20 protein-coding genes are annotated in these 25,432 nt (G+C 43.8%); 5 read left to right on the top strand and 15 right to left on the bottom strand.

All coding sequences use genetic code 11. The features are described from left to right. Positions 1–17 precede the first annotated feature (17 nt). From OE749_RS05720 to OE749_RS05705, 4 genes are all read right to left on the bottom strand, one after another. Positions 18–917, bottom strand: coding sequence for a cation diffusion facilitator family transporter (locus OE749_RS05720; protein WP_263711391.1), 900 nt, complete (start codon positions 915–917; stop codon positions 18–20). Beyond that, the gene (locus OE749_RS05715; RefSeq protein ID WP_263711390.1) at positions 910–1,281 is read right to left on the bottom strand and encodes a DUF3703 domain-containing protein; all 372 of its coding nucleotides are present in this window, start codon (positions 1,279–1,281) and stop codon (positions 910–912) included. Before OE749_RS05715 ends, OE749_RS05720 begins: the two co-directional genes overlap by 8 nt. Further along, on the bottom strand, positions 1,278–1,889 hold the full coding sequence (locus tag OE749_RS05710) for a cation transporter (RefSeq protein ID WP_263711389.1): 612 nt from the start codon (positions 1,887–1,889) through the stop codon (positions 1,278–1,280). Before OE749_RS05710 ends, OE749_RS05715 begins: the two co-directional genes overlap by 4 nt. Positions 1,890–1,957: 68 nt before the next feature. Continuing rightward, on the bottom strand, positions 1,958–2,140 hold the full coding sequence (locus OE749_RS05705; RefSeq protein WP_263711388.1) for a hypothetical protein: 183 nt from the start codon (positions 2,138–2,140) through the stop codon (positions 1,958–1,960). Between the two features lie 88 nt (positions 2,141–2,228). On the opposite strand from OE749_RS05705, the gene cadR reads away from it, so the two are divergent. Beyond that, entirely contained in the window at positions 2,229–2,618 is a 390-nt protein-coding gene (gene cadR, locus OE749_RS05700) for a Cd(II)/Pb(II)-responsive transcriptional regulator (RefSeq protein ID WP_263711387.1), read from the top strand. An 8-nt stretch (positions 2,619–2,626) separates the two neighbouring features. Here cadR and OE749_RS05695 read toward each other — a convergent pair whose 3' ends face one another. After that, positions 2,627–3,430 carry a SprT-like domain-containing protein gene (locus OE749_RS05695; protein WP_263711386.1) on the bottom strand — a complete coding sequence of 268 codons (804 nt, stop codon included), beginning with the start codon at positions 3,428–3,430 and terminating at the stop codon, positions 2,627–2,629. A 195-nt stretch (positions 3,431–3,625) separates the two neighbouring features. Between OE749_RS05695 and OE749_RS05690 the strand changes: the two genes are divergently transcribed. Further along, positions 3,626–6,685, top strand: a complete 3,060-nt coding sequence (locus tag OE749_RS05690; protein ID WP_263711385.1) for a Tn3 family transposase — start codon at positions 3,626–3,628, stop codon at positions 6,683–6,685. Between the two features lie 97 nt (positions 6,686–6,782). Here the strand turns inward: OE749_RS05690 and OE749_RS05685 are convergent, their stop codons facing one another. Then, positions 6,783–10,370 (bottom strand): hypothetical protein, encoded by a 3,588-nt coding sequence (locus OE749_RS05685; protein ID WP_263711384.1) that lies wholly within the window; start codon positions 10,368–10,370, stop codon positions 6,783–6,785. Between the two features lie 459 nt (positions 10,371–10,829). Between OE749_RS05685 and OE749_RS05680 the strand changes: the two genes are divergently transcribed. Then, positions 10,830–11,321 carry a DUF3299 domain-containing protein gene (locus tag OE749_RS05680; RefSeq protein ID WP_263711383.1) on the top strand — a complete coding sequence of 164 codons (492 nt, stop codon included), beginning with the start codon at positions 10,830–10,832 and terminating at the stop codon, positions 11,319–11,321. Here the strand turns inward: OE749_RS05680 and folE2 are convergent. The 4 genes from folE2 to OE749_RS05660 all read right to left on the bottom strand — a co-directional run bounded on the left by folE2 (position 11,318) and on the right by OE749_RS05660 (position 13,542). Beyond that, complete coding sequence (gene folE2 / locus OE749_RS05675; RefSeq protein ID WP_263711382.1) at positions 11,318–12,271, bottom strand: GTP cyclohydrolase FolE2; 954 nt, start codon at positions 12,269–12,271, stop codon at positions 11,318–11,320. The genes OE749_RS05680 and folE2 overlap by 4 nt on opposite strands. Positions 12,272–12,332: 61 nt before the next feature. Next, a complete protein-coding gene (locus tag OE749_RS05670; RefSeq protein WP_263711381.1) occupies positions 12,333–12,743 on the bottom strand; it encodes a MerC domain-containing protein in 411 nt (136 codons plus the stop codon). Positions 12,744–12,817: 74 nt separating this feature from the next. Further along, on the bottom strand, positions 12,818–13,348 hold the full coding sequence (locus tag OE749_RS05665; RefSeq protein WP_263711380.1) for a Fur family transcriptional regulator: 531 nt from the start codon (positions 13,346–13,348) through the stop codon (positions 12,818–12,820). Positions 13,349–13,350: 2 nt separating this feature from the next. Continuing rightward, positions 13,351–13,542 (bottom strand): hypothetical protein, encoded by a 192-nt coding sequence (locus tag OE749_RS05660; RefSeq protein WP_263711379.1) that lies wholly within the window; start codon positions 13,540–13,542, stop codon positions 13,351–13,353. A gap of 133 nt (positions 13,543–13,675) precedes the next feature. On the opposite strand from OE749_RS05660, the gene OE749_RS05655 reads away from it, so the two are divergent. Continuing rightward, on the top strand, positions 13,676–16,105 hold the full coding sequence (locus OE749_RS05655) for a TonB-dependent receptor (protein WP_263711511.1): 2,430 nt from the start codon (positions 13,676–13,678) through the stop codon (positions 16,103–16,105). Between the two features lie 31 nt (positions 16,106–16,136). After that, positions 16,137–17,516 (top strand): 5-methyltetrahydrofolate--homocysteine methyltransferase, encoded by a 1,380-nt coding sequence (locus tag OE749_RS05650; protein WP_263711378.1) that lies wholly within the window; start codon positions 16,137–16,139, stop codon positions 17,514–17,516. A 181-nt stretch (positions 17,517–17,697) separates the two neighbouring features. Here OE749_RS05650 and OE749_RS05645 read toward each other — a convergent pair whose 3' ends face one another. From OE749_RS05645 to OE749_RS05625, 5 genes are all read right to left on the bottom strand, one after another. After that, a complete protein-coding gene (locus OE749_RS05645) occupies positions 17,698–18,828 on the bottom strand; it encodes a ComEC/Rec2 family competence protein (RefSeq protein ID WP_263711377.1) in 1,131 nt (376 codons plus the stop codon). After that, positions 18,825–19,700 (bottom strand): hypothetical protein, encoded by an 876-nt coding sequence (locus OE749_RS05640; protein ID WP_263711376.1) that lies wholly within the window; start codon positions 19,698–19,700, stop codon positions 18,825–18,827. The genes OE749_RS05645 and OE749_RS05640 overlap by 4 nt, the downstream gene beginning before the upstream one ends. Further along, positions 19,697–21,343: an endonuclease gene (locus OE749_RS05635; protein WP_263711375.1), complete on the bottom strand. Its 1,647-nt coding sequence runs from the start codon at positions 21,341–21,343 to the stop codon at positions 19,697–19,699. Before OE749_RS05635 ends, OE749_RS05640 begins: the two co-directional genes overlap by 4 nt. 184 nt (positions 21,344–21,527) lie before the next feature. Next, positions 21,528–22,001 (bottom strand): MarR family winged helix-turn-helix transcriptional regulator, encoded by a 474-nt coding sequence (locus tag OE749_RS05630; RefSeq protein ID WP_263711374.1) that lies wholly within the window; start codon positions 21,999–22,001, stop codon positions 21,528–21,530. Between the two features lie 489 nt (positions 22,002–22,490). Next, the gene (locus OE749_RS05625; RefSeq protein WP_263711373.1) at positions 22,491–25,148 is read right to left on the bottom strand and encodes a right-handed parallel beta-helix repeat-containing protein; all 2,658 of its coding nucleotides are present in this window, start codon (positions 25,146–25,148) and stop codon (positions 22,491–22,493) included. Between the last annotated feature and the right edge of the window lie 284 nt (positions 25,149–25,432).

Raw genomic sequence — 25,432 nt, 5'->3', positions numbered from 1 at the left:
TTCTAATCATACATCGCTTATATCACTTCGTCACGGCATCTTTCATCCGCAAATTCAAACTCTATAGTGGTATGCGCAAAACCATAATCGCTCAACACGTTGGAAAAGTCGGTCTTAAGACTTTTGATATTTTTTAGCTCAATGCCTTCAACCAGCACGATATGAACAGTCAACACATGTTGTTCACCATCGAGGGACCAAACATGGAGGTGATGCACTTCACTAACCGAATCATGCCCTGTAAATCGTTGTCGTATCTCAACTAACTGCGCGTCATCGGGAGTGGCTTGTAAAAACAATAAAAGGGTCGCTTTCAGATTTCTAACAACATTAAACAGAATAAACAAGGTGAAACCGATTGAAAGCAGTGGGTCCAGAATAGGCCAATCAACAAACACCAGCACGATGGAAACGATCAATACAGCCACCCAGCCCAGCACGTCTTCTAACAAGTGCCAGTTAAGTACACGCTCGTTGAGACTATCACCTTTACTAAGTTTAAAAGCAGCGAAACCGTTTACCACAACACCAAAGATGGCTAACAATAACATCCCTTCTACTTGCGGCATTTCAGGCGCTGACAAACGAGGTATGGCTTCAAACAGGATCCAGACTGATCCCACAGTCAACACTAAGCCATTGATAAGCGCCCCAAATAAAGAAAAGCGGCGGTACCCATAGGAAAAGGTTTGATTGGCTTCTTTTCGGCTTAGCTTATTTAGCGCCCAAGCGGTGCCGATTGACAAGCTATCCCCCAAATCATGGACAGCATCTGCCATAATCGCCGTACTATTGGTTAGCCAGCCTCCGATGAATTCGATGATGGTGAACATCACATTGAGAAAAAATGCCCAACCAATCCGTTTTGAGGCGGCCTCTTCATCACCGTCATGGTGATGGTGTGAATGATTATGCATTATTGGCTTTATCCAAAATCGCTTGGTTCTCTTTTGATATAGGCATGGGTTTAAATGCACTGACATTACTACCGCCGGTGTTACCCGCTGGTAAAAGACCGAAAAAAGTTTTAGTTAATGCGCCTACCATGCGCAAAATTTGCCCTAACATTTCTTTAATTGAGCGCCGCCGCCACCCGAATACAAACATTCGCCAATGCCCCAAGGTGTGAAAATACGTCGATTGTTGACCTAACACATGCGCATCCTCCAGATACTTGAATTCTGTTTCAAAGTCGCCTTGCAAGCGGGCACGCTCTGCTGAAGCTAATTTTTCATTTATGAAAGGTGTAATTTTTCTTCTAAAGCGTTTATTCGTTTTCATTTAGTTTGCGCCTCTCGAATTTCATTATTAGCGTCAGCTAGTATCATTTTGGCGCCTCTAAGCACCACACAGGCCACAATAAAACCAACCGCAATATCCGGCCAACGGGTATCGGTTAACATAACAAGTATACCGGCGCAGATTACGCCTAAATTAGCGATGACGTCGTTGGCTGAAAATATCCAACTGGCTCGCATGTGCACTTCATCGTTTTTATGATTGCGAATGATGACAAGGCATATCACATTGGCAATGAGTGCCACGCCGCCCATCGACATCATTAAAAATGAGACGGGCTCACTGCCATAAATGCTGCGCCTTACAATATCAATGAGAATGAGCAATCCTAAAACCAATTGAAAATAGCCACTCACCTTCGCTGCATTGGCTTTATGAATAATGGACTTGCCTATTGCATAGAGTCCAATGCCATATACAATCGCATCTGCAAGCATATCCATTGAATCGGCAATCAATGCTGTTGAGTCTGCGAGCAATCCGACGCTCAACTCAATGACAAACATAAAGGCATTGATGCCCAAGAGCCAAACGAGTACACGCTTTTGTGACTCATCATTAATGGTGACTTCGCAACCACAACCACTCATGTGCATCTCCAAAAAATAGTTCCAATGTTGGCATCGTAAAGCCTATACCAGGTATAGAGTCAAGTGCATCACTGTTTAGTTGTTTTATTGAAATCCCACTCGCCTAAACCAATAGCGATGAATACAAAGCTCAATAGTATGATCAGGGGATGCAGTAATAGGCTGTGCACGATACTTTGGTCAGTAATAAAGCCATGAGATAGTGAGACAGCCAACGTGATAACGCCAGTCCACAACAAAAGTGTTTTCATTTTTCGTCTCCTGATAGAGCGTGTTATCTAGACTGAGTAAAACTATAATGTCTATACTTCGTATAGGGTCAAGAACTTAGGTGAAATTATGCAAATTGGTGAGTTAGCTAAGCAAACAGGGTGCAGTATTCAAACAATCAGGTTTTATGAACGCAAAGGTTTGCTGGATAAACCGTCACGGACTGAGGGAAATTATAGGCTTTATAACAAAGCCGCCGCGGACAAACTTACCTTTATTAAACAGTGTCGCGCACTGGATATTTCGATGAAAGAAATCGAGCTATTACTTGCTCAAAAGGCAGAACCAAAACAAAGTTGCGCGAGTGTAAATCAGCTTATTGATAAACACATTGAAAGTGTTGATGAAAAAATATATGAGTTGAGCCAGCTAAAAAATATACTTCAATCAATGTCCGCAAAATGCTCAGACAATAAAACCATCAAAGATTGCGGTATTTTGAATGCACTTGAACGTTGAAGCACTCTCTAACCTTCACGAATAAAGGGTAATTCGCAATCGCCACAAATCACGTTAAGTGAAGACTTGCCGTATATTTTGGTATCACACCCTGGGCACACATGCTTAGACCTTGTTTGACGTTTAGCGACCTCTGGAAGAAAAAACGATTCAGGCATAGAAGAAAATGCAGCATCTTGCGTAGGCTCAGACGTCAATTGGGCACTATCGGTAATAGGGATAACGTCAGCAGACAACAAATCGGGATGGTGAGCGCATTGCTCTACCTGCCTATTTGCACCTAGCGCAGGGTTGTCAACAATGACTGGCTCATACAGTTTGGGTAAGGCCAACCGATCAACCCATTGCAAAGTGAAGGTTTCGTCTTTAAGTAATGCCTCAGCCGCTTTCATAAACAAGCCTTGTTTCATGATGAAGTCACTCATATTTCTGCCGACAATGGCGCCCCCGGGCTCACCCGTATCAGACGGCATCAAGCCAATATCCATCATCTTTTGTGCCCACTCCCTGTTGTGATAATGGCCCTCACTCGGATGGCCAAAATGATACTGCCAAGCATGAACCATTTCGTGTACGAGCGTCTGAAAAATTTCGATGAGCCGGCAGTTTGCAAAATAGGACGGATTGATACTGATTTCACTACAGAGTTCCCCTCTCACATTTCCCCAGCGTTTAGCAGCGAAAAAGCCCATCACATTTTTCTTTCTCTGTAAGGTAAAAATCACTGGCGGTAAATCACCGCCAAATAGCGTTTTATTGAAATGATTAAACGCGTTAATCAACGGCGTGTAGAGTTCGTGTGTGGGTGACATAAATTTTGTGTTATGCAGTAAATCCATGCATTTACTGTAATGTACAGAGCATATATTTCAACCCATTGTTAGTCGATAAGCGTCTAATTAATAGATTTTTAATAACGTAATGGTTTGTTTTATGCAGTGTACACTGTATAAAAATCAAATTATGGTAATTAAACAGAGGTCGTTAATAACTAAAAGGAATCGAAAATGGCTAAGATGAAGGTGCTTTCTTCAGCTCGAAAACGAGCCTTTGAAAGCGTACCAAAGTTAACGAAAGAAGCAACCATTGGCTATTTTACGATCGACATTGAAACCAAAAAAGTACTGAATAAAATGCAATCTGATGTGGCAAAAGTCGGATACTTGGTCTCTAAAGCATATTTTCAAGCAAAGGGGCGATTCTTTGAGAAAAGCCGTTTTATTGAAGCTGATGTCAGACGCGCATGCAAAGTCCTGTCTATCAAAAAGAATATCGATATGTCGACCTATTCGCCAGAAATGGCCTCTCGGCATAAAAAACAGATATTAGCTCAGTATAATTGGCAACCTTACACCTCAGATACATCGTTGCTACTCGCGATGCATGCAGATAGCTTAGTGGCGATTCGTATGAATAAAGAGGATATTCTATTTTCACTCGTTTCCTTTTGTTGGATGCGACGTGTTGAGATCCCCTCCTACAATCAATTTGTTGATCTCATTTCAACCGCCTTTCAGACTTACGAAAAGCGGATGCTCTCCCTTGTCGACACTTCATTATCAGATAAGAAGAAACGTGCATTGTTGGTATTTTTTACTCAACACTCTCATCTCTACAGTATCAGGGAGCTTAAAAGAATAGACCAAGGGCTCGGGCAGCGTAGCCTTAATCAGAATGCCGAGATCTTGCAAATGTATAGCGACTACTTTTTTACATTGTCAGCGGTTTACAAAAAAATAGCATTGACAGATGAGGCCATTAAGCACTTTTCTGATGCTATCTATCTTGGCAATAATGATGAAATCAGACGACTTAAAAACGACAATAAGCAATCGCTTTACTACCTGTCTTTTGTATACGACCAAATGCACAAACGTCATGACTTTGCTGCTGATGCCATTATAAAAGTAGTCAAACAGTTTACGAATAAAGCTAGAGGCGATGAACGTAAAACAAGAGATGACCAACGCGTCAGCACATTAGAGGCAAATAGGACCGTGCTTAATAGCGCAAAAGATGCCAAACGGGTGTTAGAGCTGGTCTTTTCGATTACAAAAGACCATAGTTTATCTTATGAAGAGCGTAATGAGCGTGCTCATCAATTAATCAGCGCCTTTTTCAATGCTGAAAACCCCGACTTTGAAAAACACATAGAACGGGTGGGTAAAAGCATAACAACACAAGCCTCTCAAGCAGATTTCTACCGTTCGTTATTCATAAACAGTATCAAACTCCAGCGTATGTTAGGGCCGATGATCAGCGCTATGAGCTTTGATAAGCATAGCCAAAACCAAGCTCTAATCGAAGCTATCAATTTTTATCGCTCGCAGCCAAAAAGTATAAATGAAGACGCCCCGACTTCATTTTTATCTAAAATAGAATTGGAACACTTAACGACAGATGATGACATTAATCCGGTCAGTAAATATCGCGTCTATTTGTTTATGGCATTAGCTAAAGGCTTAAAAGACAAGTCATTGACCCTTAATTACTCATATCGTTATAGAAGTACGCCAAGTTACATGATCAGTCCACAAGAGTGGAAAAATCACAAAGCACGATTACTCGCAGCAGCTTCACTAGATAAATTTGTTGATGGTAAAGCGATTCTGGAGAGCATTGGTCAATGTGTGACAGAAAAATTCAAAGAGGTTTCTCTTTCAATAAAACAAAAAGAAAACCCGCATTTTAGCGTTAAAGACGATGGTACTTGGCGTATTAGCTATCCAGATCCAGAGTTTTCGATAGCCAAGTACATTCCGACGTTGTTGGGGCCAACGCGCTCAATTACGATACAAGATGTGATGTTTGAGATAGATCGCCATGCGGAGTTTTCTAGCTGCTTTAGAAATAGAATGCCAAGAGCCGGCAATTCCAAAGTCGATATACGATTGTTGTTTGCGACCATATTAAGTTTGGGAACTAATTTAGGGCATACTGAACTTGCTAGAGCGAGTAAATTATTTTCTGAAAAAGCGCTAAAAGACACAGAAAACACATGGGTTTCCACGTCAAATTTACAAAGAGCGAACGATTGTTTGGTTAAGCTGATCCAATCGTTATCTCTCCCTACAATATTTAATGAAAACAATGGCCGATTGCATTCCAGCAGCGACGGCAAAAAAGTCGTGGTGAATGTCAACTCTTTGTTAGCAAACTACTCCTACAAATATTACGGTAAAGAGCAAGGAATCAGTGTTAATAGCTTCCTTGATGAAAAACAATCATTTTTTCATGTCAACGTGTTAACGTCGTCCGACCGGGAGGCGCCTTATGTGCTGGAAGGATTGGTTTCGTCAAAACACACTCTAGATCATGACGATATTGAAGAGCATTATCACAGTACTGATACTCATGGTTATACAGAGGCGGTGTTTGCTGGTTTGCACTTTATGGATGTTGCGTTTGCACCTCGAATAAAGAACGTCCATAGACAAACGCTTTATGCCTATGATTCCAAAACCACCCAGAAGAGTTTTGATTCTCCATTGGCGCCCAAAACACAAATCAATAAAAAACTAATATTGGAAAATTGGGACGACATTTTACGACTTATGACATCAATGAAGTTAAAACGTTGTAGCGCATCGCAAATGCTGAAAATGTTGTCCAGTAGCGAACGTGACAATGCTTTGTACAAAGCATTTAAGGAATTTGGAAGGCTACTGAAAACCCACTTTATCTTGAATTACATTGATGATGAAGAGCTTAGACAGAATATACAAAAGCAGCTGAATAGAGTCGAGCTTGGGCAGAAATTGGCGGACAAGGTAATGTTCGGTAGGAATGGAAAGCTTCAAGTAGGCCTGCAAGATGAAATACAGCTGGTTATGGCGAGCAACACGTTGCTACGCAACATCATCATATTATGGAACTACCTGTTTTTATCGGACTACTGCGTGTCGCTCGACAAACAAGATGAACGCGCTGAAGTTATTGAATCAATTTCTACTGGTTCAGTCATTTCGTGGGCGCACATTAATTTTATGGGTATTTATGAATTTAACCCTGATAGCAGGAGTCGATTTGCGGCAAGTTTAAAACAAATGAAAAACGTAGCTATATAGCACTATAAAACAGTAGGTTACGGGAACTTGTCGTAAATTAGAGACCTAAACGGTAATTTAGCCTCTTACGATTTACATCGTTGAATTTATTACTTACTTATCTTGATTCAGCAATAAAGTCACAGGCTTGGTTTTGGCAGTCAGATTCTCGCACAATCTGTAAGCCGTTATTATCACTGGCCTTGGCTAATGCAAACCCATCTTGAAAGCGCAATCTAAACTGATTCGGCTTATCCTGTAATGGCGACAACGTAAACTCGCATGCATGATTTGGGCAGTTACTAAGTAACCTGAGATTATGTCGAAGTCTGAAACCACTGACATCATCCTCAATACTTATATCGTTGAATCTAAACTCAAGAACACCCAGTGCTCCACGGCCACCATTGTCAGCAGCCTCAGGGTTATCAGAGGTAATAATGGCAAACGTATTGTCGTTTACACGTTTAAACCTAAACGAACAATCAAAGTCTGTACAACTATTGATATCTGTAAGAGTGACAAGTTGTCCCTGCTGACCAGAACTACGCCAATTGGGAATGTTTATCGCTTCTTTGCTAGTTGCATGGATAACTCTATACAGCTGATCTTCTGAGATAGCTGACGCCTTCTCAAGCGCTTCACTGCTTAATAATTGACAGAAGTCTACCCAAAACTGACCATGCTCGTGAATAATTTCACTTGCATTGCAATCGTCCCAATCAAGGTTGTTAATACTACCCAATAGTTTACTCTCTGGCTGTAGCGGTTGTCTGCGCGCATCGAATGGCGCATTTATACTCGTATCAACTCCCAGTGCATCATGTATTGAAAGTGTTCGGGCAATAACATTACCACTATTGGCGTGGCTATCAGTATGACAAGATAAGCAGAACGCATTCTGCGTAGAGTCTGGTCGTGGTTTGTCTGACAGCAATGGCCCTTCAGGGAATTGGAGCGCTTGTCTGACAGAACGAGCGACTAAATCAGGATACGCAAGCTTCTCATGCGCCAGCCCATTTTTGCGTTCATAATTGTGTAAACATGCGTATCTGGAATAAACATATTGATTCTGCTTGTCTAATTGCTCAGATAGCCTGACATGGCTCTCGTCGGGATAATTTTTGCTATAATCTACCCACTTTTTGTTATTCTCAGACGCACTTACGCTCACCATAGTGCCATGCGCTTGATTACATGCGCTTTCATAGTCAAGCTTCTGTCCAATGACTTTAAATTCATCAACCCACGCGGCCACGCCGTTATTCTGCGCGCCTAAAACGATATTTCCTGACGTTAACGGATGCTGTGAAATATGGATGCGTTTAAAGAGAAACCCATTAATAAACACGTCTACAGGATAGCCTTGTTGTTCGGGCTGAGCGTAAAATTGAAAGCCAAAGTGACGCCACTCAATGTCTCTAAAATCGAATCCGTTGTCGTTACTCTGTTTAAAATCCATTCTAGTGCCTGCAAGCACCAAATGATCGTCAGACAGCATTAATTGCGTTTCATTCGGAAATTCAATGAGTTGTGAATTCTGTTGTGGTCCTCTTGGGTCTACAAACACACCAACGTACACATCTTGTTGGTTCAAGGGCGCATTTAGTTCAAAGGTTACGCCGGATTCCCCGTCTAACCATAAGCCCTTACCCACAATGCCGCCTTTTGCTACTGGCTCAATTCGGATATTGCCAAACGTTTTCCCGTAAGCTGGAACTCCTGAATTCGTGGCTGCATTTTGAATACGTGGTTTAAGATAGCCGAACCCGAGCCCTGTTCTCGCGGACATATGAGGATTCAAAAACCCGTCATTGTGTCGCATGCGGCTATAGCCACGGTCTCTGTTTACGGTGTTAATTAAGTGAGTGACAGGATAACCGTCAACCACCCAATCACCAGACGTGTATTGTGCCCTGTCAGTGGCTTCATATTCTCCAAAATCTTCCTCTGTGTTGTGGGTCAGTGACGCGTTCATATTCGCAACGATAACACTGTGTTTATTTAAGTAATCATCAAAGGCAACATCCCCTGTGCCCCGCCCCGTGCTCATACGCCAAACAACATCGTTGGGGGTATCTGGGAACATATATGGGTTGTAATTGAAGATATGTTCTAGCGAATCAATAAATGTCGTGTTTGTGGCGCCTTTTTCAGGGAAATGGGCAGCATTGGTGTCTCTTGAAGCACCAATTTTTTCCCAAATATCTGCACCTCCATCCCTATACAAACGAATTTCTTTATGTGATCCCTGATTCGCACCAATTGTATAATCAGTGTCAACAAAGCTACTATCTAAGAGTACCATTTTTCCTTGCGTCCATGCGCCCATGGCCACCACGCCTTGCACGCTGTTGTCATCGCCAGGGCCTTGGCAGTGATCGGTTTGGTCTTCGCACCTAATCAAATAACGTGAAAAATTTTGATATTGCCGTTCATGAGTCGTTTTTGAACGCATACGTGTTGTAAAATACAAACGGCTATTTATCGCAGTAAAGAAAAGGTTTCGACCCTCTCTATCAATCCAAGGATAGGTGCCTTTTAGTTCTTCACCATCTTCAATGACGTGACCCTCTGTATCTCTAAATTGCTGCGCAGCAAAGCCATATTTCTGATTAATATTGCTATCGAATGGCGCATGAGCAACAGGAAACGGCTTTTTCACATTCTTAATATCACACGCATTAGGGAGATAGCTGTATACTGTATCGTATTGACCATACACACTATCTCCATTTTCTTTCTGCCAATGATATAAAGGAGTTCGTCCGCCTTCAGAAACACGATACACAAGTAGCTGACCGTCGCTCGTCATCATAGGTTCTAGAAAGCGAGATACGTTGGGTAATACCGCATCACTAATCACTGCATCACCGATCACTTGTATATGTTCAATCTCAGCCTCCACTGACTTCGGGTTGCTCACAGTGATTTCAACTTCATTACTGTATAATTGCATGCCCGTTCCAGGCTCGTATACTGGGACAGGTTGGTTATTGACTAAAATCAGATTCCCTTCATTATCACGACGGTACACGGCTTCTCCGCCTACCTCTCTAGTAAGTGGTTCTCCGCTATGATCAGTGCGATAAATACGATTGCCATTCTCGTCGATAGGATAACGAAAGTAGACGGGTTGCCATTCATCGTTGACTAAGTTGTGGGTGACCAGCACATCTTCCCACGGGCTATACTTAGCACTAATGACATGCACGTTATAGACATCTTTGCCATCGATATTAACAGGCCCCGAATTGTCAGCTTCACATAGTGCAACGTGGTGTGAGACGCCATGACTAAATCCGATGTTCTTCATCTTAATTTCGCTAACAAAGGGCTGTCCAGATGATGATGACGGAATACCAGGAGGTAAGGTGTCAAAGGGTTTATCAAGGACTTCTGGGCGCAAAACTGCGAACTTTCTCAAGTTCCCGCCGCCGGGGCGCTTTATATACAGCCCGATTCGACCATCACGGGTAGTTCTTACCGCTGGAATGTGTGGGGCCGTGTAATCACCTTGATTAATATGCTTTACAGTGATGTCTAACGCGGGTGGCGGCGGAAGAACAATGGGTTCGTGCAACTCGCCTTCGTACGCTGACACGCCACAAGAAAGAGAGGATATAGCAAAAGACGTTAAAAAGGTTTTTAGTTTGTATCGCTTGTATCTACCGATATTAGGTTTATCACAAAACGTGTTACTCATATTTGAGTTCCTCTATAAAAATGTTAAACCATAGCCCTAAACTACAGGATATTTTGCTTTGTTACAGCACAGCCGCAATGGGAACTTGTCTTCTAACCGCAAACAATCCGTCGGTTCTATGGTCGTTAACATTTTACGAGAGGTCTTTTTTATACCTGCATAAATTTTGTTCATACCAGATATAGCAAACAACTATATAAACTCTCGACATTTGGTTAGTCATCGATCAAACACTAGCTTTTATGGTTTCATGTGAGAACATAAAAGCTAAATAACCCCAAAACTATTACACATTACTCATTCATAAAAATGCGCACGTTACGGTATACCTTCTCTTTCTTATTCATCGTCTTACTAGCGGGCTTAATTACCAAAAAAGTCCATGAACAGCTGACTCACACACTTCCTTCATCTTTATATCAAACTCATGATCAGCAATTACTTGAACTGGTATCAAAAATGGAACAGCGCAGATTAGGCTGGGACGAACTGATTCCAGCTAAAGAAAAAGCATTAATAACCCAATACCAACTCAATCAACCTGAAACGTTCAACGAACAATTAGATCTCGCTCTACGTGGGAGCGCTGATGCTGATTATCAAGCTGCTTTGATCTCTACCAACACAGTGGATGAGCTCTTAGATTTGTCGGTCTCCATTTCAGGGTTTATTGTTCCAATCGACGTAAATGATGAAGGAAGCACCCAAAGCTTTTTACTCGTTCCTTACTTTGGTGCGTGTATCCACTACCCGCCTCCACCGCCGAACCAAATAATTTATGTTCGATTAAGCGGCAGTATTTCCGATTACGATATGGAACACGCCTACACTGTCGAAGGTATTCTCAGTAAAGGCATGTTCGAAGACCCGCTTGGCACAGCTGCGTATATTTTAGATGCCACCCAGGTTCGCGCGTATGAAGAAGCGCCGGATACATTCAGACAGCACTAAATACCTTTACTAATTCGCGATTCACTGACCTTGTTGTTACTTGCAGGAAATTTTTGGTCAATCACAACCGCATTGTGCGCGTGTAAGCTTTCCTGATGTTCAACTTTAAACCAGTAATCTGTGTAGTGTGAATTCGCTTCTAGCGCAAATTTCAATCGCCTTGCAGCGTCTTCACAGAACATTAAGTTTTCTGCATTTAGCCTGGCAAAGGCTTGCTCATCTTCACGTTTAACAGCCGTTTGAACTGGTGTACCGATTATCTCTTCGAACTCTTTAATTAACGAAGAAATATTGGGAAGGTCGCTATCACCCAGAACGAGCGAAATATAGGCATAAGATCGTTGGCTATGTGGCGTGGCAATGGAGCCCTGCTCTGACACAATCCACTGAGTTAACGCATCTAGAGAAAGTGTCTCTTCAGTGAATTGAAGTTCAATCGCTTCTTTTAATACTTGGCGCGATAGTGCGGCAGAACATGGACACGTACTTGAATATGGAATAGTTAATGACAGTGAATAGGTGGTTTTACCCTCTACGCGTTCACAGGTTAAAGAGACTGGGTAGACTTGAAACCCAAATTCGGTACTTTTCATTGCTGGCTTTCGTAATGTCAGATCAAACTGCAAACTTAACTTTGCTGAACGGCTCAAACCTTGTTGGGACACGATTAATGCATCTAAAAGCGTGTCCAATATGTCTGAATTTAACGGCTGCACTGGCAGCGTGTTCTTTAACAGCAAGTACAACCGAGACATATGAATGCCCTTCGCACTTTCGTCATCTAAGCTGACAAACACATCTGCGCTTGCAGTCAACGCCACCCGTTCTTCTTCAGATAAAAGCAATTGTATTGGTACAGCAATTTTCTCCATTCCCACCCATTGTAGTGGTGATGCGACAGGAGATAACAATCCTGAGGTAATATCAGGCATGTGTGAATAATTAGACATGGTTCAGTAGCGATCCTTTCGGGTTAATTGATAGTTCAGTCGAAAATTTGATTGGATACATTTAACATGCATCAGACTGTGCGCAGTGGTGATGGTGGGCATAACACAAACGAATATTCGCCCAATGACTCAGCGCAACGAGCAAAGCTCCCACTAAGGTAAGCGTTTTTTCACCCGCCTCACCTATCAGTGATTCTCCTAACATCAACGCCACCAAAAGAAGTAACAAACCCGCGCCTCCTGCTACTACTAAATGGAAGCGTTGATGGAGTTTACACCCCGTTGCCAAGGCAAAAACGCTCGTGGGTACCACCGTCAAGACCATCCAAAAGTGAAACGCTTCGTTCTCAAGTTGCATTGCAGCTAAGCTTGGAAGGAGCAGAAGAAGAGAAGGTACGGCAAGGCAATGAATTGCGCATAAAGCAGATAGTCCTATTGCGAGTTTATCAGTCATATTCTGGGGAGTACTCATAGTGATTCCTTTGCTAAGCCTCAAGAATGAGGCAATTATTGGGTTTGACGTAAAGTAGAAAAGTGCATGGATGTTCAGCTTGACTCATTGGTTGTATCAGGGGCTAGCCTGCTACAACGGATTGAATCGTTTGTGCCCTCTGTTCGCTTTTGTTGGCACTGGCGGCACAGCCCTGTTAACTCAAACTGTGAGTTCATCAGTGAAAATTGCGTGTTATCGATATGTTGACGCAGCGCATCTACAATATTTTGCGATGCTTCTGTTTCCTCGACGCGTTGGCAACATGTGCAAATTAGAAAAAATGACAATTGGTGTATGTGTGACCCATGAGTGAGGTTACACGCCATAAATTTATTCGCAGATCGCAGATGATGCACCAGCTGTACAGACACCAAAAAATCCAAAATTCGATAAACCGACATGGCCTTAATCGGGTGTTCGGCCACGTCATTATATGCATCCGTCAATTCATACGCGGACATTGGACGAGAACCTTCTAACAGTACCTCTAATATTTGCATGCGCTTTTGAGTGAGCTTTTTACTCATCTCATCACACCGATGCTTTGCTGCACTTAACGCTTGGCGCATTTTCTCTTGCTTCATGGTTAACACGTTAATATCGCGTTTTCAGATGGCTGGCGATTCACAACTTGGCGAATCGAGTCAGTCCAATCGGCATGATTGTCTTCTGGCAATGCATAAAGCGCTCTTTGAACCTGCGTGTGTATTTGTACGGTGGTGTTTTCAGCTGTGCTAAGCTTTCCTCTACAAAACACCCCTTTAATTCTTAAATCCATCGCCCAATCCCCTTAATAAATAGTCTCTTACATTTTCCACGAAACAGATTTGATCTTTCAATTGATACAATATAACATCACACCGAAATTGATACAATATAACATTACAATGGAGAGGGAGATGTACAAAGCTTTGCCAAATGTTTCGCCCATCGCGGCGATCGTATCGGTGCTTTTATCCACAAGTACATTGGCACAAACAATTGAAGGTGTGGTACTTAACCAAAAAGGTGAAGGCATTGCTGGCGCCCACATTGAAGTTGAGGGAACAAGTAGCAAAATAAAAACGGATCGTCGTGGTAAATTCGTAATAACAGATTTGCAGGCAGGTAATACTGAACTTCATTTTTCAGCACAAGGATTTGCTCACCAACACCGTGACCTGACGCTAGGTGCTAACGAACGTAAACACGTCAACATTACACTTTTGCGCTCGCCCATTGAGGTAGTCGATGTTGTTGCAACACCGATACACATGTCCGTCATGGAATCGGCTGCTCCCGTTAGTGTAATCAGTGGAGATTCTCTTCGCCGGCAGCAAGCTGCCACATTAGGCGACAGTTTAGAAAAAATTGCTGGCGTTAACACAAATTTTCACGCGAATGTTGCCAGTACCCCGATTATTCGAGGCCTTAGTGGCCCTCGCGTCATGATCGCTCAAAATGGGCTTGATACCAGCGATGTTTCACGCGTTGGTCCCGACCACGCGGTAGCCACAGAAGCATCGACAGCGCGTCAAATCGAAGTGCTAAGAGGGCCTGCAACGTTGTTTTATGGCAGTGGCGCTGTAGGTGGTGTCGTGAACGTAGTAGATGAACGGGTACCCACAGATAACACCACCCGTGGTGAGTGGTCGTTAGGCACTACGCCAGTGAATTCACGAAATCAGGCCTCATTCAACATAACAACAGGCATATCTGACATCGCCCTATATGCAGACGGCCATTGGCGAGAAACGGGCGACTACAAAGTGCCAGTCTCACCCGAAGCTGAGCATAACGAGCAAAATGACAATCACCAATTCATTGTCAAAAACAGCGCAGAGGAAGCAAAAGGCGTCACCCTCGGTTCGAGCTACCTGCTTGAAAATGGTTATGTTGGGGCATCAATCGAATTATTTAATCGTCAATATGGGATACCAGGCCATAGTCATGGCAACGAAGGCATTCCGGTTTTCGCTGATTTAGAACAATCCCGCATACAGGTGCAGGGAGAATTTGAACTGGATAACACGTGGATTAGTAAAGTCAATCTGCGAGGCGGAATGACGCACTACGAACATGCCGAATTAGAAAACAATGAAGTGGGAACGTTATTTGAAAACGATACGCATGAATTAAAAGTCGATCTCCTGCATTCTCCTTTTTTGCATTGGAATGGTGGCGTAAGTGTTCATCTTAAGCACAGCGAGATTGCAGCTCAAGGTGAAGAGGCCTTTACCCCGCCCTCGGAAGCAAAAACGCTAGCACTCGCCCTAATGGAAGAGAAACACTTTGATAAAGTATTGGTACAAGTAGGTGCGCGTATAGAACGCGTTTCTCTCACCGCAGACAATGTGTTACTGCCTGACATTGACGCACACGATCATAATGAATCCACTTCACAGAATCATGACCAACATGGTCATTCTGACGAAAACACCATAACCCGCGTTTTTAGCGTAGACCAAACATTTACACCCGTTACCTTCTCGGCGGGCTTAGTTTGGGACTATTTGCCTGGTTACAATTTGGGCTTATCGATATCGCGATCTGAGCGTGCGCCAACGGCCTCTGAGCTATTATCTTTTGGTCCACATATCGGCACAGGAAGTTATGAAGTGGGTGCCATGTTTGCTATTCATAACGATGAAGAGCACGCCCATTTTGGTCTGACCGACAGTGTGATTAACTTAGAAACAGCCAACAATATAGATCTGACCTTTCGTAAGACCCAAGGAGACTTTGGGTTTGTTTTAAACGCATTCTATAATCGCATCGACAATTACTACTATCAGTCAGCTACAGGCTTATTTGCAGAAAGTGGACACGACCATTCTCACGCACATTCTGCCGAGCTTTCAGCCGAGCCTTCTGCCGAGCCTTCCTCAGACCACGATTCACACAGTGACGAACTACCCATCTACCTTTTCCATACAGATGATGTCATTTTACATGGGTTTGAAGCGCAATTCGGCTGGCAAGTAACAGATACAATAAAAGCCACACTGTTTTCAGACTTCGTTCGCGCCAGACGTCAAGACGGTGGAAATCTGCCACGCACACCGCCACTGCGTTTTGGTAGCCAGTTCAGCTATGAAGACACACAACTTAGTGCGCACATTGATGTTACTCGATATCAAAATCAATCACGCACGGCAGCCGAAGAATCAACAACAGACGGTTATACCCTTGTCGATGCGGTCATCGCCTATCAGCTTGCCATATCAGATCAGGACATCTCTATTTACCTCAAGGGTGAAAACCTTACCGATACAGAAGCACGTGTACATAGCTCCTTCTTAAAAGACATCGCTCCAAGACCCGGAAGACGACTCTCGCTCGGCATCCGCGGTTACTTTTAATGAATAGAATAACAATAGTTAGGAACACCAAATGAAACACCCATTTTCACTCAACCTCATTGCTGTTACCGTAGGAACACTGCTGCTTTCTGGTTGCGGTGATGCAGAAACCAACATTGTAGAAAAAGCCCCTATCGAAACACCGCAAAACGATCATAATCACGATCATCATGACCATGGTGATGAAGGATTTACCATTGAGTCGTTAGGCCGACTTGCGGTTTTATCGGGAGAAAGCGCGGAACTTAGCATGGTTAATTTAGACAACCGTGCGGTCATAGACTCATTTTCTCTCATGCATGAGTCGAATTCACTGACGGCATCAGCAGATTATCGTTTTGCTGTGCTTACCAGTCGTAGCCAAGACTATGTCGGTTTTATTGACGGTGGCCTGTGGCGCGAAGACCACGTCGCACATTTACATGATTACGAACAAGCCCCTAGCATGAGTCCATTTGAGCTGGCCGGAAGCCAGCCTACTCACGTTGTCAAGCATGAAGGACAAATGGCCATCTTTTATGACGGCGATGCCGAATCAAATACACCTGCCTCTGTTCAAGTGATTACAGATACAAATATCGCGAATGAAGTCAGTGTATTGCCTTCCATTATGTACTCAATCAACATGCATGGCGTGGCAGAGCCGAGAGGAGAATATCTTCTTGCTACCCTACGACGAGATGATGCTGAAAATACGTCGGTAAATAAAATACTCCCAGACCAAGTCGGTGTCTTTCATCAACATAATGGTGAGTACGAATTAGAGCACACACTCGATGTGACTTGCCCTAACCTTCACGGTGCGGCGCAAAATAAAACCTATGTAGCATTTGGTTGCGGTGATGGTGTTCTAATCGCCCATCAACACGGTAACAGCTTCGACGCAGAAAAAATTGCCAACATTGAATCACTCGGCGATTTGAGAATTGGCAATCTTTACGGTCACGAGCACAGCACGTCGTTCTTCGGTATTGCATCTGCACACGGTGGCAGCCAATCAATATTACTCCATGTTGCTCCCCAAACGAAGAGTATGACGCAGCTTGAATGGCAACCCACTTCACGTGTTGTTTCTTACGGATTCTCATACGACGGCAAGTACTTTTTAGTGCTGGAAAGCACTGGGGTGCTGTCAATGCTCGCAGCCCATCAACATGACAATGAAGTCCATTGGGAAGTAGAAAGAACTTTGGCAGTCAGTGAACAAGATACGTCAGCGATGCCTGAAGGCATGAGATTTTCTATGACAGTGGCGCAAAATGGCCCATATGCCTATGTAGCAGATCCTATCGCAAACCACGTGCTGGAAATTCATCTAGACGACTTGGAAGTCGAAGGTCACATTGAATTGAGTTTTTCACCGTCAGCACTTAGTTGGTTGGGTATAGCGAAGCCCCATCAACACGACTAACCCTTTTCTCCTGGACCTGATGCTGCCTTCGGGCGGCTCGGGTCTTTTCAATGTTCATCTTGTTGGAAACAAACACACTAGCCTGTTTTTTCTCACCTAAATACCCAATTGTTTACACCTGAAGCGTTACGCGTAACCATGACAATCAGGTTTAATCTTAAGGTGAATCACGCTACACAGCCTATTCTATCTGGGATTCGACTTCATCCAACGAAAATTTGTATGACGCTGGCGCATTCACTTGTTTACGCTTGTTGTTCTGCCACAATACGCCCGTAGTCGAGATGGTATAGTCAGTTTGACCGTCTGTTTTGATGATAATATCGCCACCAATTATGCCCGTATTATGAGCACTGCCTTTGGTGCAGGATTCACTACCCACATCAGTTTGAAATACCGCCTTCAATGGTTTAAACGATTCACACTGATGAGCATCGGGCTCTCCCATTAATACGTCCATCACGTTTTGGTGAGGGTGACGATAAGCGCAATTCGGGTTGCCCACACTTACAATAGCCACTTCGGGCTTAATGGCTGCCACATACGAAACAGCCGAGCTGCTTTCACTGCCATGATGAGATACATGCATGATATCGACACCAAACTCAGGATCAATTCGACCAGCTGTTAGCAGCGCGCTTGCCACTTTTTGCTGCACGGCTTTTTGGTGTGTGTTGTGGCTACTGCACGGCTCATTACCTGCTCCCATATCACCGTCGAGTATCAATTGAAAGTGACCATAGCTTAGCAACACAGAAATTGAGAAATCATTTTCATTTTTGACATGGATTTCCTCGCCCGTAAACAAGATGCCAGCAGCGGCAACCACAAATAGACTCGCGCCATTTCCCAATGACAAATCCAGCCCCGGTTTTATTGCTACCGCTTCGCCAGCCGTCGTTTGTTTGGTGATGTTTCGCCAATGGGTTTTTAGCTTAAGGCCTTTTTTCAACGTGGAGCTGGGTTTGTAATTGAAGATAGTGAAATCATATCCCTGCTCAATAATGCCCTTGTAACCATAAAAATGATCTTTATCCCGATGGCTTAAAATACTGTATTCCAATGATTTTTTTGCCCAATTGAGGGAATCCAAATACGGCACAACAGATACATCGCCCTTCTTATTACCAAAATCGTAAAGTATTCGCGTGCCATTGGGCCCAATAATTAACGTGCTCGCACCCTGACCAACATTGATGTAGTGGATCTCTAATGGATTACTCGTCGCGTGTGCCACAGCATGCGCGGTTAATACCCATCCCAAGCCGCTTGCAAAGGTGGTGGTTAAAAGAAAACATAATAATACCTTCATAATTTATCAGGCTTATGTTTGTCATAAATTTCAAGCACAGACAGCACGGTTTTACGCTCTTCATCACTCAGAGATGGCTGAGTAACGAACGATGCAATTGCCTCTGCAATATTCTTTTGTTTGGGCTTGCCGCTTCGGACTGCATCGAGATTAAACTTCTCAACTAAGGTATCGACCGTTTTTTCCACTGCGCCGTATACCACTTTTACTGACAACCCCACCAGCAATGCCAGCGCGTTATCGTCAATTCCGCTTGATGAAATCACATCAGTATCGAAAACATACTGAATTACCCCGCCTAACACTGCACCCAAGGTAATCCGCGTTCCCCAGCCCTGTAGCTTGTCTCTGGAAAACGTTTTTGCTTTTTTAAAATCGGAGATACGTTTGAGCAAATAAATACAGCTACCTATCGCTCCCCAAAACAGAGGCGATAACGTGTTAAGCACGTATTCCTGAAACCATACGATATCAGCGAGTTCAGATTCTTCAGGTACATCAATATCGCCAAAGTACAACGCCATGATTTCATTTGTGATTGCCAACCCAAAGAAGAGTACGGTGAAAACAATAATGGCAGCAACAGAGAGTTTGGTAGCATTCGAATCCACCACTGTTTGCCCAGACACAGGATACGTAAGGGAGCAAAGGTTGGCATACGCACGATGAACCTCACCAAAGTTCAGTACCTGCTCCTGTAGCGTGTGTTCTCTTTGCGTATCTGATTCGACAATATGTGTTTGCAGCACGATAAGATCATGCTCTGGAACCAAAATTTTGTTCTCTGCCGCATACTTGAGCAACGCTTTGACTTCTGTCGGGTTAATTTCATACTGATGCCGATCTCTGTCGAGAAAATCAAACACTTTCATTGCGAACATCCGTCTAATTCCCATGCCCTACACATCAGTGTAGCATCCCAAATGTATGGGTTACTGTTTCCTTGGTGATGCTCGATCGCTGCATCTCGTCGTTTCTCTGCATCGTCAACAGGATCAGCTTTATGCCACGCGTTAAGCAAAGACAGATCACCGTCTAACACAATGCGTTTGATATCGCCTGCTCGTCCCGGATACATAGTGTAAAAGTACGCTATTGCTCTGGCAGTGTTGCCTTTTTGGTGTTCTGGCGGTTCAAATGCCTTATTTTTAAGTAGCTCTGAGAATCCGCCTATTCCCACGATGGGAGTATTCGCTTGTGTGACTAACCGTCCTTGCTCGTCACTTCCAAACCACGTATCTGTGCTTGCATCATTTACATCAGCAAAGGGAAAGCTTCCACGTCGATTATTGGGTAATTCATGGGTAGGAAAGAGATGATGAATATCACTTCTCATGGGCTCACGTTTACGAAACCAACTTTGAGGAACGGTATGCTCGGCATTGATTGGATTAAGAAATGTGGTATCTCTTGAAGGCTGACTAAAACCAGAGTACACACCCACTACACGTTCATTGTTTACATCAATCTCACGGTACATCAGCCTACGAGCCAATGAATAGCCTAGTTCACGATGTTTGCCGTTGTAATACTCTGCTTTTAAAAAGTTTCGTAATGCTTGGCCTCGTAATCCGATGCCAATGCCTGAATCAGGTGCATCTGCGTCACCACTGCCGTTATCATCATCGCGCGATTCCGATGTAAATAACGTTACTCCCACTGGGCAATGATCTGAGAGCATAGAATCAGGAAAATCCGCAGTTCTGGGATGGCGAATACGAGCAGCCGAGTATTGATCTACAACGATATGATCAATCAATTCATCAAAATTAGGATGGCAGTTACGTGCCGAGATGGTCGGCTTTTCCAATTCAGCATAGTCATTCGGATCAGCATCATCAATCTCTTGCCAAACGGTATCATTAGGTACATTTAACCGACGATTAAAGTCGCCTAGCACCATCAAACCGTGTCGATGGCGTGCGTGAGCATCAATCCACTGCTCAAGCAACGTAACTTGTTCAGCCAATGTACCGCATGCGCCATTTCCGCCCAAACTACCCGTAAAGCAACCTGATTTGAGATGAACGGCCAACACGTGTAAGAGATGTTCGCCATGTTGCAATTCAATTTCTACCCCACGACGCATTCGTTCAGAGGTTTGCAAGGCAACGTAGTCATCTACACGTCGATATTGCACGCCTTTTTTAATGGCAAAACCAACATGTTGATCCGTAAATACATTATTCGTCCCTCGACAGCGACTATTGCTCTGAGACGGTGGCCGAAAAGACATTTCAATATGCCAATGATTTTCAGGAAAAATCCTCGCAAGCGCGGCGCTATTTTCAACCTCTTGAACAGCGACAATATGCGCATCTAATGTTTCAGCAAAGGCCTTTAATGCATCATAATCTTGTTGGGTACGAGGTCGACAACCTTGACCGTTTTGTAGCGCGAGGTGCTCAATATTCCATGTGTAAATATGAAGTGGCACGGCATCTTCACCACTAGCAAGAGCGGTTTTACATAACAGTAGAATCAGAGTTAGCACAATAGCGAGGAAATAACGCATAGGACGCTCCTTTGTCAAAACGTGACAGATCTCGCGCTACTATGACGGCGTTGACCACTTCCTGAAGTAAAACGCTATTTACATCTTCACGAAACAACCAAGCAGGTCAGTCTGTGTTCGTACTTGTAAAGTGCTATGTCTCTGGCTGTTCTCCCATATTTATGCGTAGATTGACGTAAATCTTTTAAGACATTCCCGACATTTCCAGAACGAAACTCAGCTTTTTCAGCGTTTCATTAGTCGCAAACAGGTGTTTACTTCCCAACGATTGCGACAAGGTTTTATCGATCACAGCCAAGACTTGCTTAGCATCGTTAAGAACCTGATCACCTTGCTGAGTTAAGAGTATTTCTTTTTGTTTACCAAACGCATTTTGTTGTGCAATGTAGCCCGCACTTTTCAACTCTTTCACTGTTTTCGCCACCATTTGTCGCGAAACGCCTAAATGTCGGGCTATATCAGAGCCACACGTCACACCGCCTTCTAATACGCTCAAAAATGCTAGCGCAGACGATGTCATCGTACTGTGACCTTTTTCTTGCAAATGCTTAGACACCTCTGATTGCACGGCTTGCGACACCTGATTGGCATGCTGCACCAATTGTAATGTTTGCGACGCCATCAATGGCGCTGCGCCCCGTGTGAACTCAGTTGACATATCAAATCAACCTCCCAGTGAAACTCATGTCAACCAAGTATACATGAAGTAATAACCGAAGCTAACTAGTATTTTTGGCAGGGCGTTCTCCTCTCCTTCATGCATGAAACGCAACACGTAACACCCAAAACACACCTCAGCGACAAAGCAAAAAAGTAAGCGATGCAGCGAGCAGCTGGCGATAGAAAGCCTAAAGAGGTGATAAGAATGGAATAGCGCGTTGTGCTGCAACGTAAAGACTTTAAGAGGTAACGCGAAAATACGTATAAAGAGAATCGTAGCGTTTCCGCTATGCGAGCTGTAAGGCGAGCCATCAGATATGACGCCGCATAACGAATAAATGAAAGGCTATTTAAATATGATTTTGCAGGCGGTGTTTGAATAGTGACGGAAAAGTATCAACCTAGCTATCGCCCTTTGATTTCAGTAATAAAAAAAGAGCCCGCAAAAGGGCTCTTTAAATGACAAGATGATGACTCCTCACATTGTTTAGTGATAAATCAACACATCCGTTTTACCGTCGCCGTTAATATCTGCAAACATCAAATCGGAGAAGGGTTCGGAACGGTTAGTGGCCAGTTCACGTATCCAATCACGTCTTACATCATAAAAATACCAGTTTGTTCCTTGTTTATAAAACACGTCATCAACACCATCTCCATCAAAATCACCAACGGCCATCTGGTTTGAAGGAACACTGGAAGTCCGCAATGCTACCGGAGTTGAAGTACCAGCATTCGACAGATACCAAGTGCCGTTATGACTATAAAAAACATCAGAAATTGCCCCAACATCAAATTTACCCACTTTGATATAGTTGGCCGTGATGTTTGACGCTCTCAAAGTAGACCAGTTCTTGGCGCTTACATCGAACACGTCCCAACGGCTACCGTTAGCACGCAGTACTTCATCAATTCCGTCGCCATCGAAATCGCCAATATGCATTTGACTGAAATCCTGCGAGCCTACCTCAGTTTTATCAACAGTACTGTCTATAAAGCTTCGGTCATAGGTTGTGCTATAACCCATTTTAAATATCTGAAATTCGCGGTAAGTGATACCATTACTCGTCTTCACGTTATAGCGGAACAGATCTTCATAACTGCCTGCCCCCCCAAACTGGCCTGTCAGGAATGCCGGGCTTGTAGTTGGTGTTTTATAAACGCTACCGCATTGCAACTTATCTTCGCCTGACGCTGCGCGAAAACCTAAAACTCGCCAATAGTTATCCCTATCAAAGAAGAAGATTTCATCTCCAGTGGTCCCGTCAAATTCACCAAAGTTAGTGGGTTTATTCGGGAGCTGTCTGGAAATGACCTGTTTGCTTCCAAACCCACTTGTACCTGAAAGCCAGGCATAAAGCGTTTTTCCGCCACTGATGGTCGAGCCTGCATCATCGCACCTACCGATAAAATCGGCATTGGGTTTCTTCGCATCAAAGTCGGCTTGCAGAGCGTTAGACTTGGTTACTGTCGCCGGATAAGTATTGCTACGGATAATGGCACGATTAGAGGGAATCCCCCTAACACGAATGGCAGGTTTGTCAGATTGAAAGATATTGTTGCTTATCTCAACCGTTGAGCCGGATTTACAGATGCCAGTCAAACAATCGTCGCCATGGATATCAAAACTATGGGATAGTTTGGCTTTTAGCGCCGTACTCAAGGTGGAAGCCCTTACCTTATTGCGAGTTGCTGTATAACTTTGGCTGCCTTCACCATTTGCGGCTATGGCGTGGCGGTTATTCCTGAACTCATTGTCTGTGATATTGACATGGGCTTGTGCGCCCGAAACATGGACACCGTAACCAAGGTTAGTTCCAAAATTGTTATAAATATAGCTATTCGAAACAGTCATATTACTGCTTCCTGCAGCGGTAATACCGTAGGTAAAGCCTTGAATGGTACTGTTGGTCACGGATATGTTCGCGTCAGACCAGACACCATGGAGATGGCTGTCGTCAACCACAGCCTTTTTGTTGCCATCATCATCGATAATCTCTTTGTAAGGATTAGAACCGTTAGCAAAATAAGGTCCTGTCAAGGTTATATTATTAACCGATGCGTTATTCATCGCTTCAAACAAGGCAAGCTTTTGGCCCGTGCTGGTACCAGTTAAGGTGATTGTTCTTCCATTGCCTTCCAAACTCACGCCAGCGGGAATAATCAAGGGTATATTGCTTACCGATATAGAGAAATTGGCTGCAATATTTACCGTATCGCCGTGACTGGCTGTATTCAGCATATTTAGTAATGTGCTGTAGCTGGTAGCTCCAGCAGGGGGCCGTTCTTCAAGTAAGATGCTCTTGATGGCACTGTAGTTACTGCATCCGACAGCATTACATGCGCGGACTTTATAGCGGTACTCACCTTTCACTGATTTATTTCGATCCGAGTAGGTTGTCAGGCCGCGCTGCAGGTAGCCACTTCCTTCACCCACCAGTTCATAACGGTCAACAAATCCGGATACGGCATCCCAGCTTACCCGGTAGCGTTCATTGATATATCCGTTACTCGGTACATTAAAGTTACCCGGGACCTGCGGTTTTGCAATAACGTTTGTACACTTTGTGCTGGAATAATTGCTGCAACTATTCCCATTGCAAGCACGCACTTTATAACAGTATTCCCCCTCTACAGACTTATTCCGTGTGGAGGAGGTGGCAAGCGTCCGTTGCAGGTAGCTGCTTTTTTCACCCACCAGATCATACTGGGTTACCGTACCACTGACCGAATTCCAACTTACGGTGTAGTTTTCACCCAGTTCGTTATACGTGGCAACAGACAACCCAGTAGGGATAGACGGCGTTGTCGGAGGGGGCGGCGTGTTGGCAACGACATTGACACACTTGGTACTGGTATAAGCACTACAGCTGTTGCCGTTACAACCTCGAACTTTGTAACAGTATCGCCCTTCGGGGTTGTTACGACTAGATGAGCGTGACAGGTTTTGTTGCAAGTAACCGCTTTGTTCGCCCACAAAATCATAGCGAGTGACTGTACCAGAGGATGCCCCCCAGCTCACTGTATAACTTTGGTTTTCTAGCGCTGTAGAAGGTACAGTTAACGAGCTTGGTACTGACGGCGTGGCGGCAAAAACCGTATGGGCAAACGTCATAAGAAACAAAAGTAATAAATGAGATTTCACATCAACTCCTTTTATAAAGTGTTCAGAGAAGCACAAAGGAGCCCATTAATGGAATGCATAATCCTTTATGCCAGGTTAAGATCCTGCTTATTCAGGCGCGACACGTCGCTAAAGCCACGACCTAATAATATGTTGTAGATATTTAAGGGCTAAATGTTCTCAACATCAAGCATATGCTAACATTATTTTCCATTTGACAATCTGCAAAAACTTCAAATCAACAGTATTATTATCCCTTCGTTTATGCGAACTGCTGTAATTCTTAAGTGGACCGAGTCATCGGC

This window comes from Fluctibacter corallii, assembly GCF_025751585.1.
Lineage (GTDB): Bacteria > Pseudomonadota > Gammaproteobacteria > Enterobacterales > Alteromonadaceae > Fluctibacter_A > Fluctibacter_A corallii.
This window is presented reverse-complemented; position numbering and strand designations above follow the sequence as displayed.

What these genes read in the sequence shown, in the direction of transcription:
- OE749_RS05685 (WP_263711384.1), bottom strand. Translation starts at nt 10,370, where the DNA reads ATGAGTAACACGTTTTGTGATAAACCTAATATCGGTAGATACAAGCGA.
- OE749_RS05630 (WP_263711374.1), bottom strand. Translation starts at nt 22,001, where the DNA reads ATGTCAACTGAGTTCACACGGGGCGCAGCGCCATTGATGGCGTCGCAA.
- OE749_RS05645 (WP_263711377.1), bottom strand. Translation starts at nt 18,828, where the DNA reads ATGAAGGTATTATTATGTTTTCTTTTAACCACCACCTTTGCAAGCGGC.
- OE749_RS05715 (WP_263711390.1), bottom strand. Translation starts at nt 1,281, where the DNA reads ATGAAAACGAATAAACGCTTTAGAAGAAAAATTACACCTTTCATAAAT.
- OE749_RS05695 (WP_263711386.1), bottom strand. Translation starts at nt 3,430, where the DNA reads ATGTCACCCACACACGAACTCTACACGCCGTTGATTAACGCGTTTAAT.
- OE749_RS05640 (WP_263711376.1), bottom strand. Translation starts at nt 19,700, where the DNA reads ATGAAAGTGTTTGATTTTCTCGACAGAGATCGGCATCAGTATGAAATT.
- OE749_RS05705 (WP_263711388.1), bottom strand. Translation starts at nt 2,140, where the DNA reads ATGAAAACACTTTTGTTGTGGACTGGCGTTATCACGTTGGCTGTCTCA.
- OE749_RS05650 (WP_263711378.1), top strand. Translation starts at nt 16,137, where the DNA reads ATGAAACACCCATTTTCACTCAACCTCATTGCTGTTACCGTAGGAACA.
- folE2 (WP_263711382.1), bottom strand. Translation starts at nt 12,271, where the DNA reads ATGTCTAATTATTCACACATGCCTGATATTACCTCAGGATTGTTATCT.
- OE749_RS05635 (WP_263711375.1), bottom strand. Translation starts at nt 21,343, where the DNA reads ATGCGTTATTTCCTCGCTATTGTGCTAACTCTGATTCTACTGTTATGT.
- OE749_RS05710 (WP_263711389.1), bottom strand. Translation starts at nt 1,889, where the DNA reads ATGAGTGGTTGTGGTTGCGAAGTCACCATTAATGATGAGTCACAAAAG.
- OE749_RS05720 (WP_263711391.1), bottom strand. Translation starts at nt 917, where the DNA reads ATGCATAATCATTCACACCATCACCATGACGGTGATGAAGAGGCCGCC.
- OE749_RS05665 (WP_263711380.1), bottom strand. Translation starts at nt 13,348, where the DNA reads ATGAAGCAAGAGAAAATGCGCCAAGCGTTAAGTGCAGCAAAGCATCGG.
- OE749_RS05680 (WP_263711383.1), top strand. Translation starts at nt 10,830, where the DNA reads ATGGAACAGCGCAGATTAGGCTGGGACGAACTGATTCCAGCTAAAGAA.
- OE749_RS05670 (WP_263711381.1), bottom strand. Translation starts at nt 12,743, where the DNA reads ATGAGTACTCCCCAGAATATGACTGATAAACTCGCAATAGGACTATCT.
- OE749_RS05690 (WP_263711385.1), top strand. Translation starts at nt 3,626, where the DNA reads ATGGCTAAGATGAAGGTGCTTTCTTCAGCTCGAAAACGAGCCTTTGAA.
- cadR (WP_263711387.1), top strand. Translation starts at nt 2,229, where the DNA reads ATGCAAATTGGTGAGTTAGCTAAGCAAACAGGGTGCAGTATTCAAACA.
- OE749_RS05660 (WP_263711379.1), bottom strand. Translation starts at nt 13,542, where the DNA reads ATGGATTTAAGAATTAAAGGGGTGTTTTGTAGAGGAAAGCTTAGCACA.